The organism is Candidatus Planktophila sp. (assembly GCF_044232745.1).
Classification (GTDB): domain Bacteria; phylum Actinomycetota; class Actinomycetes; order Nanopelagicales; family Nanopelagicaceae; genus Planktophila.
Genome location: NZ_JBIILI010000012.1, coordinates 1 through 16681, shown reverse-complemented (window position 1 = coordinate 16681; position 16681 = coordinate 1). Strand labels below are relative to the sequence as shown.

General features: G+C 45.6%; 15 protein-coding genes and 1 tRNA gene. 6 read left to right on the top strand and 10 right to left on the bottom strand.

Annotated features, from left to right (window positions below; translation table 11 throughout):
- Positions 1-100 precede the first annotated feature (100 nt).
- From AC9UGD_RS05930 to AC9UGD_RS05910, 5 genes are all read right to left on the bottom strand, one after another.
- Positions 101-1183 carry a histidine phosphatase family protein gene (locus AC9UGD_RS05930; RefSeq protein ID WP_509570879.1) on the bottom strand — a complete coding sequence of 361 codons (1083 nt, stop codon included), beginning with the start codon at positions 1181-1183 and terminating at the stop codon, positions 101-103.
- Entirely contained in the window at positions 1184-1912 is a 729-nt protein-coding gene (locus tag AC9UGD_RS05925) for a zinc ribbon domain-containing protein (RefSeq protein ID WP_509570876.1), read from the bottom strand.
- Positions 1913-1937: 25 nt separating this feature from the next.
- Positions 1938-2009: transfer RNA gene (locus AC9UGD_RS05920), tRNA-Val, on the bottom strand.
- 53 nt (positions 2010-2062) lie between these two features.
- Entirely contained in the window at positions 2063-2515 is a 453-nt protein-coding gene (locus AC9UGD_RS05915) for a peroxiredoxin (RefSeq protein WP_509570873.1), read from the bottom strand.
- Between the two features lie 9 nt (positions 2516-2524).
- On the bottom strand, positions 2525-2905 hold the full coding sequence (locus tag AC9UGD_RS05910; RefSeq protein WP_509570882.1) for a DUF3052 domain-containing protein: 381 nt from the start codon (positions 2903-2905) through the stop codon (positions 2525-2527).
- A 116-nt stretch (positions 2906-3021) separates the two neighbouring features.
- On the opposite strand from AC9UGD_RS05910, the gene aceE reads away from it, so the two are divergent.
- From aceE to glgB, 3 genes are read left to right on the top strand one after another with little or no spacing between them, the layout of a single operon-like run.
- The gene (gene aceE / locus AC9UGD_RS05905) at positions 3022-5742 is read left to right on the top strand and encodes a pyruvate dehydrogenase (acetyl-transferring), homodimeric type (RefSeq protein WP_509570871.1); all 2721 of its coding nucleotides are present in this window, start codon (positions 3022-3024) and stop codon (positions 5740-5742) included.
- Positions 5739-7475 carry an alpha-1,4-glucan--maltose-1-phosphate maltosyltransferase gene (locus tag AC9UGD_RS05900; protein ID WP_509570868.1) on the top strand — a complete coding sequence of 579 codons (1737 nt, stop codon included), beginning with the start codon at positions 5739-5741 and terminating at the stop codon, positions 7473-7475. The genes aceE and AC9UGD_RS05900 overlap by 4 nt, the downstream gene beginning before the upstream one ends.
- A gap of 2 nt (positions 7476-7477) precedes the next feature.
- Complete coding sequence (glgB, locus tag AC9UGD_RS05895; protein ID WP_509570866.1) at positions 7478-9397, top strand: 1,4-alpha-glucan branching protein GlgB; 1920 nt, start codon at positions 7478-7480, stop codon at positions 9395-9397.
- Here the strand turns inward: glgB and AC9UGD_RS05890 are convergent.
- The 3 genes from AC9UGD_RS05890 to AC9UGD_RS05880 are packed head-to-tail and all read right to left on the bottom strand — an operon-like array spanning position 9384 to position 12662.
- Complete coding sequence (locus AC9UGD_RS05890; RefSeq protein ID WP_509570863.1) at positions 9384-10562, bottom strand: MFS transporter; 1179 nt, start codon at positions 10560-10562, stop codon at positions 9384-9386. The genes glgB and AC9UGD_RS05890 overlap by 14 nt on opposite strands.
- Entirely contained in the window at positions 10562-11422 is an 861-nt protein-coding gene (locus tag AC9UGD_RS05885; protein ID WP_509570860.1) for a co-chaperone YbbN, read from the bottom strand. The genes AC9UGD_RS05890 and AC9UGD_RS05885 overlap by 1 nt, the downstream gene beginning before the upstream one ends.
- 16 nt (positions 11423-11438) lie before the next feature.
- Positions 11439-12662, bottom strand: a complete 1224-nt coding sequence (locus AC9UGD_RS05880; protein ID WP_509570857.1) for a DUF4032 domain-containing protein — start codon at positions 12660-12662, stop codon at positions 11439-11441.
- A gap of 84 nt (positions 12663-12746) precedes the next feature.
- Between AC9UGD_RS05880 and AC9UGD_RS05875 the strand changes: the two genes are divergently transcribed.
- Positions 12747-13874, top strand: a complete 1128-nt coding sequence (locus tag AC9UGD_RS05875) for an AI-2E family transporter (RefSeq protein WP_509570854.1) — start codon at positions 12747-12749, stop codon at positions 13872-13874.
- On the opposite strand, the gene AC9UGD_RS05870 is transcribed toward AC9UGD_RS05875, so the two are convergent.
- A complete protein-coding gene (locus tag AC9UGD_RS05870) occupies positions 13871-14581 on the bottom strand; it encodes an alpha/beta hydrolase (RefSeq protein ID WP_509570852.1) in 711 nt (236 codons plus the stop codon). The two genes, AC9UGD_RS05875 and AC9UGD_RS05870, sit on opposite strands and share 4 nt — an antisense overlap.
- A gap of 38 nt (positions 14582-14619) precedes the next feature.
- On the opposite strand from AC9UGD_RS05870, the gene AC9UGD_RS05865 reads away from it, so the two are divergent.
- Positions 14620-16104 carry an aldehyde dehydrogenase family protein gene (locus tag AC9UGD_RS05865; protein ID WP_509570849.1) on the top strand — a complete coding sequence of 495 codons (1485 nt, stop codon included), beginning with the start codon at positions 14620-14622 and terminating at the stop codon, positions 16102-16104.
- A 22-nt stretch (positions 16105-16126) separates the two neighbouring features.
- Here AC9UGD_RS05865 and AC9UGD_RS05860 read toward each other — a convergent pair whose 3' ends face one another.
- Positions 16127-16444 carry an Rv1322 family protein gene (locus AC9UGD_RS05860; RefSeq protein ID WP_509570846.1) on the bottom strand — a complete coding sequence of 106 codons (318 nt, stop codon included), beginning with the start codon at positions 16442-16444 and terminating at the stop codon, positions 16127-16129.
- Positions 16445-16474: 30 nt separating this feature from the next.
- On the opposite strand from AC9UGD_RS05860, the gene AC9UGD_RS05855 reads away from it, so the two are divergent.
- A partial coding sequence (locus tag AC9UGD_RS05855; protein WP_509570843.1) for an ATP-binding cassette domain-containing protein occupies positions 16475-16681 on the top strand: 207 nt, incomplete at its 3' end.

Below are 16681 nucleotides of genomic sequence, written 5' to 3'. Positions count from 1 at the left end.
TTGCAAGAATAATGCCCATAACTGCGATTGCAGAAGATGGGATTCACCCGACATCGTTTGGTCATCAAGTTATGGCAAAACTCTGGCTTTCCAGTATCGCTTAGTACAGGTGTGCCTGTTCATTAAGGCTGCGTAGCGCGCGCAAACCATCGCTAGGCCAAATACTTACGGTAGTGATCGAGCACGGTGAGATATCAATATGGAAAATACTTTCGGCAGGTGCGCCAACAACAACTTTTGCTGCAGATTTAATTGCTCCATTGTGTGAAACAACGACAACTCGTAGTCCTGGATATTCAGCAGCAATCTGATTAAGCGCAGCATCTACACGTAAGGCAACATTGTCATATGACTCTCCTTGCGGAGGAGCAAATCCGGTTGATGAAATCCATGATTGATAATCGGCAGGGTATTTTTCTTTAACCTCATCAATTGAAAGGCCATCCCAGATTCCAAATGAGCATTCGATCCAGGTCTCTTCAAAAGTGATGGGTAAGCCGGTTGCTCGCGAAATCGCTTCTGCGGTTTGGGTAGTCCGCTTAAGTGGTGAAGCAATGATTACCTCGGGATTTAACTTCGCAACGGCTGTAGCAACTTTTTCAGCTTGAGCTAATCCGGTTTCTGTTAACTCAGGATTGAGTGGACCATCACCTGAAAATTTCTTAAAGGGAGTCAACACGGTTTCACCATGACGAATTAAGTAGATCGTTGTTGCCTTTTCTGTGGACAACAAACGTTCTGTTAAGTAATTCTGTTGAACCTGAATTACTTCTCCGCCACCTGCTTGTTGATCTAGTGCTTTATTGGCCAAACGATCCGCGTGTGAATTCTCATCACGTGGGATCCATGAGTACGAGACAAGTGATGGATTGTGGGCCGAACGGGCTGATTGAGCCAGCACACGCATATCTGCATGCTTTATTTGCCAACGTCCAGACATTTGTTCTACTACCAATTTACTGTCCATCTTTACATCAACTGTTGCAGTTGAATCAATTTCATGAATCGCTGTTAATCCTGCAATAAGTCCGCTGTATTCGGCAACATTGTTTGTTGCAACACCGATGAAGTCATACAGCTCAGCAATTATTGTGCCGTTTTCGGTAATAACAGTTCCGTATCCAGCAGGACCTGGATTGCCACGAGACCCACCGTCTGCTGTTAGATGAAAGTGGCGAGACATTTAGACCCCACGCACCAAGATGCAACGACACTCTTCGCAACGGACAACTTCATCTTCTGCCAACTCTGAAACTCTTTTTAATTCAACTGAGTTGATTGAAAGATTACATCCGTTACATGATCCCCCAGCAAGTGCTGCAGCTCCTGCCCCACCGGTTGACTCGCGAATTTTTTCGTAAAGATCAATCAATGCTTTTTCAATACTCTGCAAAGTTTCGCTGCGATCCTTAACAATGGCGTCTAGATCATTGTTGATAGTTGCCATCGCATTTTCCTTGCGAATTTCTAGATCTGCAATAACGGCAGCATGTTCTGCTTCTTCTGCCTTTAAGGTTGTGATGCGCTCGTTGATTCCATCTACGCGCATCATAATTTCAAGTTCAACCTCTTCAAGCTCTGCCCGCCGAGCACCCAGGGTTCCGACCTCGTGTTGTAGCTGTTCTAACTCTTTAGGTGAAGCACTTCCCCCGATAAGACGGGCTTCATCGCGTGTAATCCGCATAACGATCTGCTCGACATCGCCTTCGGCACGCAAAAGTTCGCGCTTAACATCACTTAACTCGGTTTCTGCGGCAATACGTAAATCACGAGCATTATTTGATTTGACTGTAGTGCTGGCAAGTTCGGCTAGTTCAGGAAGGTTTGCCGCTTTGTGCCGCAGCGATGTTGCCTGCTGATCAAATCTCGCAATATCTAAAATCGAGCGCTGGTCGCTAGGAGATGCTTTCATTTACTCTTTTCTCCCTTTTTACTTGTGGGCGCTGAGGGTTTCGAACCCCCGACATTCTCGGTGTAAACGAGACGCTCTACCACTGAGCTAAGCACCCGATCTTGCAGACCCAAATCTTAACTTACGAGTCCACAATTTCCTAAATCACGCTTATAGGGCTGCGATTGCCGCCTTGTAATCAGAGTTTTCACGTGCAGCCCAACCATTCTTTACTTCCCAGCGAAGAATGCCTGCTTTATCAATCAAGAAGCTGCCGCGAAGTGCGCAACCTTTTGACTCTTCAAAAACTCCGTATGTCTGTGCAACTCCGCCATGAGGCCAGAAATCTGACAATACCGGAAATTGATAATTCTCTTGCTCTGCAAATACTCGTTGGGTAAATGGTGAATCACATGAGATTGCCAATACCTGAACATCATCATTTTGGAATGAAGAAAGATCATCGCGCAATGCACATAGTTCGCCGGTGCATGTTCCAGTAAATGAGAATGGATAAAACATCAGCAAAACATTTTTGCTTCCCTTAAATGAGGAAAGAGAAACTGCTTCTCCGTGTTGATTTGGAATTGTGAAATCCGGTGCTGCTTGTCCAATAGTTGTCATGGCCGAAACTTACCTCTTGCCTGCTTTACGTGCCACTAATCGAGTCGCCGACCAATCCCCTGCGAGCGCAATTGTTGATGTCTGACTTAATCCTGCAATCGGTGCAGCATCTTGAATATCGCTAGGTTCGACATGTAAATCACGACCAGCCTTAGGGGTAAGGACCCAGATTGGTCCGGCTTCAGATAAATATGTAAGAGCATCCATTAATTCATCAACCAAATCGCCATCACCATCTCGCCACCACAACACCACCGCATCTACTACTTCAGATGCCGCCTCTTCAAGAAATGTGGTTCCAGTAATGGCCCTGATCTGGTCTCGTATTGTGGAATCACAATCGCTATCAAAGCCGACCTCTAAAACCAGGTCGTCCTTGGCAAACCCCATCCGCATAGGCACGGGCTAAGTCCACACAATGCCGGGCTTGAGCGCAAGGGGAAATTGGCTCTATTTCACACCTTTTCAATTTCGACTTACGGGGCAGTACAGACAAGAATAGGCACATGAGCGAAAACTTCGAGGCGCCAGATCTCAATATTGAACAGCTAGTCGATACCGACCCATCTGAGTCGGCCGAATGGAGAGCCTCCTTTGATGCTGCCCTGAAGGCCGCTGGCCCGGTGCGCGCTCGCTACTTAATGCTTAACTTGTTGCAACATGCACGAGAGAAAAATGTTGGAATTTCTGCATTACGTGCAACTGATTACATCAACACCATTGCTCCTGAACATGAAGCACCATTTCCAGGAGATGAAGATTTAGAACGCAAGATTCGTCGCATTAACCGTTGGAACGCTGCCATGTTGGTTCACCGTGCACAGCGCCCAGGCGTTGGTGTGGGCGGACATATTTCAACCTATGCCTCATCTGCTGCGTTGTATGAAGTTGGTTTCAACCACTTCTTCCGCGGGCAAGATCATGCTGGCGGCGGAGATCAAATTTTCTTCCAGGGACATGCAAGCCCTGGAATGTATGCACGCGCATTTCTTGAAGGACGTTTATCTGAAAATCAGTTAGATGGTTTCCGTCAGGAGCTTTCGCATCCAGGTGGCGGACTTTCTTCGTATCCTCACCCACGTTTGATGCCAGATTTTTGGCAGTTCCCAACTGTGTCAATGGGTATCGGTCCACTCAATGCAATTTACCAAGCACGTTACAACCGTTACTTACACAATCGCGGAATCAAAGACACTAGTGATCAAAATGTGTGGGCATTTCTTGGCGATGGTGAAGTTGATGAAGTTGATGCATTAGGTGCAATCGGCCTTGCAACCAGAGAAAAACTAGACAACTTAACTTTTGTAATTAACTGCAACTTGCAACGCCTAGATGGCCCAGTGCGCGGTAATGGAAAAATTATTCAAGAACTTGAATCAATCTTCGGTGGAGCTGGCTGGAATGTTATTAAAGTTGTGTGGGGTCGCGGTTGGGATCCATTGTTGGCTCAAGATCGCGAAGGCGCACTTGTTAAGTTAATGAATGAAACCCTCGATGGTGATTACCAAACATTTAAGGCCGAATCTGGCAAGTATGTTCGCGATAACTTCTTCGGTCGCGACCCTCGAACAGCTGCCATGGTTGCTAATTGGTCTGATGATCAAATCTGGAACCTAAAGCGCGGCGGACATGACTATAAGAAATTATTTGCTGCCTACACAGCGGCGACTGCCAAGAATGGCCGTCCAACAGTTATCTTGGCTAAGACTGTTAAGGGCTGGACACTTGGTTCTCACTTCGAAGGTCGTAACTCAACGCACCAAATGAAGAAGATGACGCTGGAAGATATTCAAAAATTCCGCGACACATTGCATTTGGACATTCCTGATTCTAAGTTGGATAAGTACCTACCTCCGTATTACTTGCCAGCACCAGATTCTCCAGAGGCAAAATATGTGGCAGAACGTCGTGCGGAACTAGGTGGATCAATCCCACGTCGTCGCACACAGTCACGTCCCCTAACAATGCCTGATGATTCTGTTTATGAATCTGTAAAGCGTGGTTCTGGTCATCAAGAAATCGCAACCACAATGGCCTTTGTTCGCATGCTTAAGGATCTGGTTAAGGATCCTGGACTAGGCGCACGCATTGTTCCGATCATTCCTGATGAAGCACGTACCTTTGGTATGGATTCATTGTTCCCATCAATGAAGATTTACTCACCACATGGTCAGAAGTACACAGCTGTTGACCGCGAATTAATGTTGTCCTACAAAGAATCAACATCCGGTGTAATTTTGCATGAAGGTATCAACGAAGCGGGATCTGTTGCCTCCTTTACCGCTGTTGGTTCTTCATACTCAACACATGATGAACCGATGATTCCTATCTACATCTTCTATTCGATGTTTGGTTTCCAACGCACAGGCGATGCCTTCTGGGCGGCTGCAGATCAATTAGTTCGAGGATTCGTAGTTGGCGCAACAGCAGGTCGCACCACTCTTAACGGTGAAGGTTTGCAACACGAAGATGGTCATTCACTTCTACTTGCAGCTACTAACCCTGCCGTTGTTGCATACGATCCAGCATTTGCATTCGAACTTGGGCACATCGTAAAAGATGGTCTGCGTCGTATGTATGGTGAAAATAGCGAAAATGTTTATTACTACCTAACTGTTTACAACGAGCCATACGTGCACCCGGCTGAGCCAGAAAACCTAGATGTTGCTGGCCTGCTTAAGGGAATCTATTTGTACTCACCAGCACCAAAATCACGCAAGAAAAGCGCTCAGATTTTGGCATCAGGTGTAGGTGTTAACTGGGCTATCAAGGCGCAGCAACTTCTTGCAGATGATTGGGGCGTTAATGCTTCAGTATGGTCAGTAACTTCATGGAATGAACTTCGCCGTGATGGTCTTGAAACAGATCGCCACAACTTGCTTAATCCAAATGACAAGCGCACCGCCTATGTCACTAAGAAGCTTGATGGTGCCAAGGGTCCAGTAATCGCTGTTAGTGATTACATGCGTGCGGTCCAAGATCAGATTTCTCCATGGGTCGAACAACCTTTCTACTCACTCGGAACAGATGGCTTCGGCTTATCTGATACACGTGGGGCGCTTCGTCGTCATTTCAATGTTGATGCCGAATCCATCGCTGTTGCCGTGTTGCAGCAACTATGTAACCAAGGTGATATCAAGCAAAGCATTGTCACAAAGGCTATGAATAAGTATCGTATTCATGATGTCTCAGCTGCAGATGCTGGCAATACAGAAGGCTCAGGTTGATATCTAGAATTCCAATCACAGATATCTCCCCCGCGGTTTACTTCGGGGGAGAATTTGTTGCTGTCAAAGCCATCGCCGGAGAAATAATTTCTGTTGGTGCAACCATCACTATCGAAGGTCATGAAACACTGACAGCAGAAGTTTGTTTGTTTAATGCAAAGAACAAGATGGTCGATTGCCAGCAATTATTGGAATCCTGGCCAGGCACAGATCGATATGAAGGAACAGTGACTGTTCCGACCAACGGTGATTTCCACTTCGTAGTTAAGGCAGCAAGCACATCCCAATATCGCACTGTTACTGGTGAATCAGATAAGTATCCGGTTCGAGCTGATCGAGATCGCGCTTTAGTCGGTTCTTGGTATGAATTCTTCCCTCGCAGTGAAGGTGCAATTAGGAAATCAGATGGCAGCGTCGTTAGCGGAACATTTGCCACAGCAACTAAACGGTTATCTGGTGTTGCTGCGATGGGCTTTGATGTTTTATATCTGCCTCCTGTGCACCCTATTGGTAATTCCCATCGCAAAGGTAAAAATAACTCACTAGAAGCAACGGCAGATGACTGCGGTGTGCCATGGGCAATCGGTAATGCAGATGGTGGCCATGACGCGATCAATCCTGAACTTGGAACGATGAAGGATTTTGAGGATTTTGTAAAAGCTGCCACCAAACAAGGACTCGAAATTGCGATGGATCTTGCCTTGCAAACATCACCTGATCATCCATGGGTCACAACAAATCCAGAATGGTTTAATAAGCGCGCTGATGGCACCATTGCATACGCAGAGAATCCACCAAAGAAATATCAGGATATTTACCCAATCAACTTTGATGATGATTACGAAGGCATTCGAGATGAAGTTTTACGAATTATTCGCTTGTGGGTTTCCAAGGGCGTAAAGATCTTCCGCGTAGACAACCCGCACACTAAGCCGGTCCACTTCTGGCAGGACTTGCTAGCAATTGTTTATGCCGAATCCCCCGAAGTAATTTTCTTAGCCGAAGCATTCACTCGCCCTGCGATGATGCATTCATTAGGAAAAGCCGGATTTCATCAGTCCTACACATACTTCACCTGGCGCACCAGTAAATTTGAATTGACAGAGTACGGTCGTGAAGTTTCTCAAACTACGAGTGCATTCTTTAGACCCAACTTTTGGGTGAACACTCCAGATATCAATCCATTTCATCTTCAAAGTGGCAATCCAGCAATGTTTGCGCTGCGAGCAGTGCTGGCATCAACGCTTTCGCCTTCGTGGGGAATGTATGCAGGGTACGAATTGTATGAACATCGCGCCTTTAAAGAAGGTGGCGAAGAGTATATGGACTCTGAAAAATACGAGATTAAAGTTCGTGATTGGGATGGAGCGGCTAAAAAGGGTCTGACTCTTGCTCCATTTGTGGCGCAGTTGAACTCAATTCGCAAAGCACACCCTGCTTTGCAACGCTTACGTAATCTTACTTTTCACGACACAGATTCAGATGCGATCATCGCGTACTCCAAGCGCGAAGGTAATGATTTGGTGTTGGTGGTCGTTAACTTGGATCCAAGTTTCGCCCAGGGAACAACTGTGCATTGGAACATGGCTGCACTCGGTATTACTGCCCAAGATTTTGAAGTCAAGGATTTGCTTGACGGTTCATCGATTACATGGAATCCGCATACTTTTGTTTCACTGAATCCAACTCGCCCAGTCGGCAAAGTTGCGCACATTGTGCAAGTGAAGATCTAGACATGGGTATTTTCTCTAAGTTATTTGCAAAAGATCATAAGAATGAAATTACTCCGGCTTCATTCCTCAACCCACATTCATCCTTAGGTGAAGTAGATTTATACCTGATCGGTGAAGGGCGTCACGAACAACTGTGGAAAGCACTTGGCGCACAGGTAAAGCGTGATGATTCTGGCGCATTGCTGGGCACTGCTTTTTCAGTGTGGGCACCTAATGCACATGCCGTTTCATTAATCGGAGACCACAACTACTGGGATCACAATTCTCACCAAATGTTTCGTGTTGGATCATCAGGAATCTGGGAAATCTTTATTGCAGATATCACAGCCGGCACCAAGTACAAATTCGCTGTGTGTGGAATCGATGGTCGTTGGGTAGATCATGCAGATCCAATGGCGCGTGCAACTGAAATTCCACCTTTGACAGCATCTGTCGTTGAAGAATCAACATATGCCTGGAATGACTCTGCCTGGCTTGAAAAACGCTCACAATTTCAATCATGGCGATCTGCCGTATCTGTTTATGAAGTCCATCTAGGTTCTTGGAAGCTCGGTCTGAGTTATCGCGAACTTGCAACCGAACTAGTTGATTACGTGGGGCAACAGGGATTTACGCATGTCGAGTTCTTACCAGTAACTGAACACCCATATGGACCTTCATGGGGATATCAAGTCACTTCATTCTTTGCACCAACTTCACGTTTTGGTTCACCTGATGAGTTCAAATTCTTAGTTGATGCGCTGCACAATGCTGGAATCGGCGTTATTTTGGATTGGGTTCCCGCACATTTTCCCAAGGATGAATGGGCGCTAGCCAAGTTTGATGGAACAGCGCTATACGAGCATGCAGACCCTCGATTAGGAGAACATCCTGACTGGGGCACACTTATCTTTAACTTTGGCAGAAATGAAGTTCGCAATTTCTTAGTTGCTAGTGCTTTGTACTGGCTCACTGAATATCACATTGATGGACTACGCGTAGATGCTGTGGCATCAATGTTGTACTTGGATTATTCACGTGAAGACGGTCAGTGGCTACCAAATATCAATGGTGGTCGTGAAAATCTTGAAGCGGTACAACTGCTGCAAGAAGCTACTTCGACAGCGTATAAAACTCATCCAGGCATCATGATGATCGCTGAAGAATCAACAGCTTGGTCAGGCGTTACTGGTGACACTTCAGGTGGTGGGCTTGGCTTTGGGTTTAAGTGGAACATGGGTTGGATGCATGACACATTGCAGTACTTACAGCATGAGCCAGTCCATCGTGTGTTTCACCATAATGAATTAACGTTCTCAATTCTTTACGCTTGGAGTGAAAACTTCATGTTGCCGCTATCTCATGATGAAGTTGTTCATGGCAAAGGTCAACTAGTTAATAAATTTCCAGGAGATCGTTGGCAAAAAGTTGCAACATTGCGCGCCCTATATGGATTCATGTGGGCACACCCCGGTAAAAAGTTATTGTTTATGGGTAGCGAGTTCGCTCAAAATGATGAATGGAGCGAGAGCGCTGGATTACAGTGGCACTTAACCGAGTATGCCGAACACCAAGGGGTTCAACGCGTTATCTCTGATCTCAATTCGATGTACAAACAAACCGCTGCATTGTGGGAAAAAGACACAAATCCAGATGGTTTTAGTTGGTTAGTTAACAATGATGGAGCAGCAAATGTTGTTGCATTTGCACGTTGGGATGATCAAGTAACCCCTCTAGTGAGTGTCACGAACTTTTCGCCAGTTCCGCATGAGAACTATCAATTACCTTTTCCATCAGCCGGCACATGGACAGAAATACTAAATACCGATGATCCTGCATATGGTGGAAGTGGTGTTCATAACGAACAGATTGTGGTCAGCCAATCGCAAATGGCATCGGTGCGAATTCCACCATTAGCAACTGTTTGGTTTAAACGCTCTTAAAAATCTTAGAAAAAAAGGGAACTAGCAACAACATGATCCCTGGAATACATAAGGCGACTGATAGCGAAGTTGCTTCTGCCGTCCAGGCAATTACCCAACGCATCACAAATACTAAGCAGATATTTATGACTCCAATTTGGCCAATTACTATGCTGGCAGGAAACCGTGATCTGGAATTTGCTGCATTCATCATGCTTGGTCCCAAAAAGGAGGAACCAATGCCGGCGAATGTGAAAGATATCGAAAGAATGACAAGAGCGAGGGCCTTGTTATCTGCTCCTATTACATTCACTAAACCAATTCCAATCAGGAAAGAGCCGCCAGAGACCAAAGATGCAACTTTGCTGAGCTGCTGCATGGGATAACGGGGCAATAGGCGATGAAAGTTAAGGCGACCAACGATCATAGTGAGAGTGAAGAGAATAAATGGCAGTGTGTGGATTCCACTGAGAATCCCTAAATCTTCTTTCAGAAAAATTGCTGACCAATCACCAACTGCAAACTCCAACATAATTACACAGAGCAGGCCTCCGGAAACCAACATGTCAAAGTTAAAGCCCTTGAAGGTTTCACGTAATTTTAGATCTGACTCTGGATTCTCATTTGGTTTGACTAAATTAGGAGTCATTGTACTAATTGTGCGTAACATAATTACCTCGCACAATATTGCGATGACAGCAATATGAAGTTCGATCGAAACTAAACCAACTAAAAAACCTGCAATAACTGAAGTTAGAAGAGCCCCTGCGCTCCAATAACCACTCAATAAGGTGATAACTTGTTTCTTGGTTCTGTCTTGGAAGCTAAAGCCTTGGGAATTAACAGATATATGAAATGCAGAAATTCCTGCCCCTTGGACAACCATAAAAATTAGAAATATAAATGACGATGTTGTCTGACTTAAAACAATTATGCTGAGTGCGAAAGTAAAAGATGCAAATTGCAACATTGGTTTTGCGCCGTATTTGTGGACTAGGTGACCCACGGTTAATAGTGCAGCAGCATTACCAATAGCACCTAAGCTAAGTAATGATCCAAATTCACCATTGGATAACCCCAAGTGAGCTTTAACTTCTGGAAATCGTGGAACCCAGCTCATGATTGAGAGGCCAAACAAGAAGAAAATTACCTTAAGCCCTTTGAGTTCCACTTCTTGAGTAAGCATTAGAAAAGCGCACTGGCTAACTCTTTACGGGCTGATGCTAAACGGGGATCTGATGGGTCTACCAAGGCAAAAAGTTCCAAGAGATGATTCTTGATCTTAGTCCGCTCATCACCACTTGTAGCCTTTACTGCATGAAGTAATCGAGTAAACGCTGCTTCAACTCCCCCATTAACGATTTCAACATCTGCAGCTTTTAATTGAAGATCAATATCTGCAGGAGCTGCAGTGGATTGAGTAATGACAGTGTTTAGATCAAGACCTTCGGTACGCATCAATAATTGTGTCTGAGCAAGACCTAGTTTTGCCAAATTCTCCGAAGGTTTCCTTGCAAGCCACTTCTTATACGCTGTTTCGGCGGCTTTATAGTCACCAGATTCCAGTGCGTTCATTGCATCAGCCTCTTCAGGCTCTATCTGCTCTACCGGAGCTTCGCCAACCCCTTGTTCAGATGCAAGAGTTAAAACTTTGTCGATCACCATTTTTACTTGTGCTTCTGGATATGCCTGCTCAAACAATGGAACCATTTGTTCTGCAATAATCGCAACTGCATACGGAACTGATTTAGTCTGAAAAGCTTGACCAACTTCAGGGTTTGCATCGATGTCCACACGCGCCAAAGAAAAAGCTGATTTGTAATCGACTTCGAGTTTGCCAAGAGTTTTAATCATCTCTACAGATTCTGGACTTCGAGCTGTCCACATCAAGACAATTACTGGGCGTGTCAAAGATAGTGGCAAAATCTCGTTACTTAGATTTTCAACTGTTACTTCAATCCCAGGCAATGGAACAGAAGGATCAACCTTTGGCTTAGTAAGTGAACTTAAATCAAAGGCTTGCCCGAAATTAGGTGGCAAACTCATAGCGCCATCCTATCGATTAAAGAACTATGTCCACGCCTGAGTCGCGACGCAGTGGCAAGATCTCGGCGCAGTAATTATCAGCAGCAGCCTCTAACCCCACATCATGGCCCGCTTTTTCACTTAAATACCAGCGATTTTCAAGGATTTCATGGAACATCTGCGCACGTTCAACTCGACCGCGCATATCTGCAGGAACACGTGAAATCACGGTTTCGAAAACTTCAGTAAGCCATTGTTTTGCCATCTCTTGTGCTGATAATCCCAATTTATTTTCACGCGCTCTGTATCGATCAAATGATGCAAGCAATCCTTTTGCCTGAAGTTCTTCCGTCTCTAACCCCATTAATTCGCGCAAGCGCTGTGTGTGATATCCAGCGGCAACTAACTTGGGTTGGAAGGAAAGCATTTGTGTATCGCCATCGATTGTTACCGCAACTTCTTCAACTGCAAATCCAAGGTCATGCAGTTGACGCATTGCACGTTCAACTGCATGGCGATCCTTTGGATCCAATAATTGACGCTCTTTTAATGCCGCCCAAATTCTACGATAGCGACGAATTACCGCCTCTGCTGCACGAACTGGATCCATCCCAGGATACAAAACACCCGACAATGCAAGATCTTCAAGTTCGGCGGCGACATTAAAGTGAACAATTTCTAAATCGTGTTCGCGTTGTCCGTCGCTGAGAGTTTTTTGGAACTCGCCTGTTTCGGCGTCAACTAAATATGCTGCAAAACCTTCAGCATCGCGACGGAACAAGGTATTAGACAGAGAACAATCACCCCACCAAAATCCCAACAGATGTAAACGAACCAAGAGCAATGCAAGCCCACTTGCCATGGTTGTAATCTCGTGAGCTGTTACGGCACCTGACAGCAGTACTCGATATGGCAATGAGTACGGCAAGAAACGCGTAACAATTGCACACGGGAGTTCTTCACCATTGGCATCAGTTCGGCCCTCGACTACGGCAACTTGTTCAACACACGGAGCATTCATCTGAGACAACTGTCGCAAAATTACATATTCGCGATTAGCAAACTCTGACACGGTTTCTTTAACCGCATAGACCTCGGCATCTGGGTCATCACTAGCTCGCACAAGACGTACAACGTGCCTAGAAATACCGCGTTTTTCAGCAAGAGCTGGGTCTTCTGGCCACTCCTCAAGGGGTAGGTGCCAGGGCAGGCCTGTGACAGAGGCGATCTCCTCGCCTAAACCTGTAATACGTAGCGCCATGGCGGATATTCTCTCTCATAATTGTTACTAGAACATGAACACCACGTCTCAATAAGAGTGATCTATGCACTTTAGAATGTAACCATGGCAATTACACAGAGAATCAAGAAAGCGGCCGCTCGCTCCCCAAAGTCTGAAAAGGCTCCCGATGATTATGGAATTTTGGGCAAGCCAATTAATCGCTCCCATCCATTCTATTTTGGGTTTATTGCAACTCTTGGCGCACTAACTGCAATCGTCTTGATGCGAGCACTTGCAAGTGCCAGTCAGATCTTTGTTCTGATTTTGATCGCCTTGTTCTTGGCAACTGGCTTAAACCCAGCGGTTGAAGCGCTACGCAAACGTAGGATGTCTCGAAGCACCGCGGTAACAGTTATTTTCTCTTCGGTAATTCTTTTCGTGCTCTTTTTTGCTCTGGTTGTAGTTCCACCAGTAATTAGCCAAGGAACACAGCTCATTGAAAATGCACCCCAATTGTTGAGTGATCTAATGAAAAATGAAACGATCAATCAGCTCAATACACAATTTGGACTGATAGATACTTTGCAGGAAAAGTTAAAGACAATTACATCTGATGGCACTTTGTTGATCAGCACCTTTGGTGGAGTTATTGGTGTTGGAAAATCTGTTCTGTCAGGTTTCTTTACCGCTCTTACTATCTTGGTGCTTACTTTGTACTTCATCACATCATTGCCACAAGCAGTCGATCTTGGTCTTTCTTTGGTTCCAGCAACTCGTCGCGATCGCGTAGGACGATTAACAAATGCTGTAATTGCACGAGTTGGCGCCTTCGTGGGAAGCCAGATTTTGATTGCTGCCATGGCAGCGGTATTTGTCGTTATCTTGGCGACAGTTTTAGGTATGCCTTCACCAATTGCGATCGGCATGATCGTATTGGTTGCCGCACTTATTCCACTTATTGGCCACTTCATTGGGGCTGGAATTGTTACCTTGATTGCACTGACCCAATCTGTGGCGATTGGAGCAATTGCATTTATTGCATACATTGTTTACGTACAAGTTGAAAACTACATCGTTACCCCGAGAATCATGAAGCGAACATTGAATGTACCTGGAGCGGTAACAATTGTTGCGGCACTTATAGGTTCATCATTGTTGGGGTTAGTAGGTGGCTTACTAGCTGTACCAGTAGCCGCATCAATAATCTTGATCCTTGATGAAGTAGTTATTCCTCGCGCAAATAACAGTTAAAAATCGGTTGGAAGCGGCGCAATTTCGCCGGTCACGATGCTGTTTATTTCAGAGAGAACACGATGTACTGAAGGTTCGCCAATCCATAAATGTTTGGCACCTTCCACGGCAATTATTTTCATTGTAGGAATAATTGCAAATCTTTGTCGAGCCTCATCTGGCTTGAGGTAATCATCGAGTTCGGGCACTAAGGCGATGATTGGTCGAGAATCTGTATTCCAATACTCAAGATGTTCAGTTGTAGTCGTGCGCAAAGGTGGACTAAGCAAGATCAGCCCCTTGTGCCGTGGGTCCTTTGCATGTTGAAGGGCTAAATCAGTTCCGAAGGACCAGCCAACTACCCATAGATTTTCTAACTTCAAAGTGTCAAGGCAGTAAGCCAGCATCGCTTCCACATCAAAATGTTCAGCTATTCCGTTATCGAATGTCCCGGTGCTGCTGCCAGCTTCACTGGCTGTGCCCCGAGTATTGAATCGAACAACTGTGATGCCAGTCATCGCAGGTAAGCGATTTGCAGCCTTTTTATAGATGTGACTATCCATCATTCCGCCAGCTGTTGGTAGCGGATGCAAACACAGAATTGCGCCTTTTGATACGCCCACGGGTGCTGCGATTTCACCAATCAAATCAACACCATCAGATGTAACTACATGGAAAGGCGTCCGCAGGGATTCAAAGACACTGCTTGATCTGATTACCTCGCTCATACTTCAAATCCTATCTATACCGCACTAGGCTTATTCGCATGGCCACTTCAAAAACTTCTAAAGCTTTTAATTCATATAACCCTGTTACTGGCGAGGCCGTAGGTACATATCCAATTCATTCAGCCAAGGCGGTTGCAGCGATTGTTGATCATGCTCGTCATGCCAGTACCTCTTGGGTTGCATTAGGTTTTTCTGGACGCAAAAAGGTTTTGTTGGCCTGGAGTAAGTACATAATTAATAACGTTGACCGAATCGCAGCTCTAGTATCACTTGAAACAGGTAAGCCAATTAGTGATGCAAAACTTGAAGCATCTATAGCGGTCAGTCACATCGGCTGGGCCGCCAGACATGCTGAAGACATAATGCGAACCTCTTATCGCGCCCCAGGTGCGTTAATGGCGAACATGTCTGCAACTGTTGAGCGATCGCCTGTGGGTGTGGTTGGTGTTATAGGTCCTTGGAACTATCCAATATTTACTCCTGTCGGATCCATCGCATACGCGTTAGCTGCAGGAAATACCGTTGTGTTTAAGCCAAGTGAGTACACGCCAGGTGTAGGCGTGTGGCTGGAAGAGAGTTTTAATGCCGTTGCGCCCTTTGCAGATATCTTTACAACTATCACTGGTTTAGCAGAAACTGGAAACGCTCTTTGTCTTAGCGACATAGATAAGTTGTCATTTACCGGCTCAACCAAAACTGCCAAATTGGTAGCGGCAGCATGCGCAACAAATATGACACCAGCTGTTTTGGAATGTGGTGGAAAAGATCCCGTTATTGTTGCTGCTGATGCCAATTTGGATCGTGCGGTTGACGCAACAATATGGTCTGCGATGGCCAATGCGGGACAGTCCTGTATTGGTGCCGAGCGAGTCTATGTAGATGAAAAGGTTGCCGATGCCTTTATTGCAAAGGCTGTAGCCCTTGCTAAGAACATTCATGCTGGCGCACCTGGTGTTGGAAATTATGGCCCAGCAACAATGCCATCACAGATTTCTGTAATCTCATCTCATATTAAAGCTGCAATTAAAGATGGTGGGCAATTTGCCTATGGTTCACTGAAATCTGCACAAGCACCATTTGTACAACCAGTTATTTTGGTAGATGTGCCTGAATCATCTGCTGCCGTTCGGGAAGAAACCTTTGGGCCAATTGTTATTGTAAATCGAGTTTCTCATATGCAAGAGGCCATTGACCTTTCTAATGCATCACGTTATGGATTAGGGGCGAATGTTTGGTCCAAGCGCCAGGGTAAGAAAATTGCTTCGCAGCTGCACTGCGGAATGGTTGCAATTAACTCAACTTTTTCCTTTGCAGCTGTCTCTTCTGTTCCATTTGGAGGGGTTAAAGACAGTGGTTACGGCCGCGTACATGGCCCTGAAGGATTACTTGAATATACCTACCCGCGCACCGTCGTTCGTACTCGATTTAACATCCCACTAAAGTTTTTGAGTTTTAAGCGCCGTGCAATAGATGACGCAATTGTCATCAAGGCTACAAAAATATTAAAGGGGCGGCTGGGTTAAAACTCTGCGTTAGCCCTCTGCTTTAAAAACGAGGAGCGTTGCGGGTACGTTCTGTATTAGGACGCCGTTTATTTTTCTTTCCCCAGCACGCTGTGTGCCAATGGCGGCGACCATCTTCATCGTATTCAAGCCAGGCAACAACATGTGGAGTTGCAAGTGGAATTAATTGATCACACCCTGGACAGCGATACGGCTTTGTTGAACCAGATCCAGTTAAGCGGCGCACAATGTAAGTTCCATCGCTATGTTCTTCAGTGCTCTCACCCGTCGATGCGATATTGATTTCCCGAGGTTCTTCAGGCTTCACTCGCTTCTTGGGGTAGTTTCTACGCGGGCTCACAGGTGTATTTTCGCATAGTAAAGTAGCCACATGAGCCTCATCGAAGTAAAAGGCCTCAAGAAAAGCTATGGCGATGTGCACGCGGTGCGCGGAGTGGATCTTCACATCCAACAAGGCGAGATTTTTTCATTATTAGGTCCAAACGGTGCCGGAAAGACAACAACCGTAGAAATCCTTGAAGGTTTTAGAACCCGAGATGCAGGGTCGGTTTCTGTTTTAGGCTTCGATCCACAAACA

What these genes read in the sequence shown, in the direction of transcription:
- AC9UGD_RS05880 (WP_509570857.1), bottom strand. Translation starts at nt 12,662, where the DNA reads ATGGCGCTACGTATTACAGGTTTAGGCGAGGAGATCGCCTCTGTCACA.
- AC9UGD_RS05865 (WP_509570849.1), top strand. Translation starts at nt 14,620, where the DNA reads ATGGCCACTTCAAAAACTTCTAAAGCTTTTAATTCATATAACCCTGTT.
- AC9UGD_RS05870 (WP_509570852.1), bottom strand. Translation starts at nt 14,581, where the DNA reads ATGAGCGAGGTAATCAGATCAAGCAGTGTCTTTGAATCCCTGCGGACG.
- AC9UGD_RS05885 (WP_509570860.1), bottom strand. Translation starts at nt 11,422, where the DNA reads ATGAGTTTGCCACCTAATTTCGGGCAAGCCTTTGATTTAAGTTCACTT.
- AC9UGD_RS05910 (WP_509570882.1), bottom strand. Translation starts at nt 2,905, where the DNA reads ATGGGGTTTGCCAAGGACGACCTGGTTTTAGAGGTCGGCTTTGATAGC.
- aceE (WP_509570871.1), top strand. Translation starts at nt 3,022, where the DNA reads ATGAGCGAAAACTTCGAGGCGCCAGATCTCAATATTGAACAGCTAGTC.
- AC9UGD_RS05930 (WP_509570879.1), bottom strand. Translation starts at nt 1,183, where the DNA reads ATGTCTCGCCACTTTCATCTAACAGCAGACGGTGGGTCTCGTGGCAAT.
- AC9UGD_RS05875 (WP_509570854.1), top strand. Translation starts at nt 12,747, where the DNA reads ATGGCAATTACACAGAGAATCAAGAAAGCGGCCGCTCGCTCCCCAAAG.
- glgB (WP_509570866.1), top strand. Translation starts at nt 7,478, where the DNA reads ATGGGTATTTTCTCTAAGTTATTTGCAAAAGATCATAAGAATGAAATT.
- AC9UGD_RS05925 (WP_509570876.1), bottom strand. Translation starts at nt 1,912, where the DNA reads ATGAAAGCATCTCCTAGCGACCAGCGCTCGATTTTAGATATTGCGAGA.
- AC9UGD_RS05890 (WP_509570863.1), bottom strand. Translation starts at nt 10,562, where the DNA reads ATGCTTACTCAAGAAGTGGAACTCAAAGGGCTTAAGGTAATTTTCTTC.
- AC9UGD_RS05915 (WP_509570873.1), bottom strand. Translation starts at nt 2,515, where the DNA reads ATGACAACTATTGGACAAGCAGCACCGGATTTCACAATTCCAAATCAA.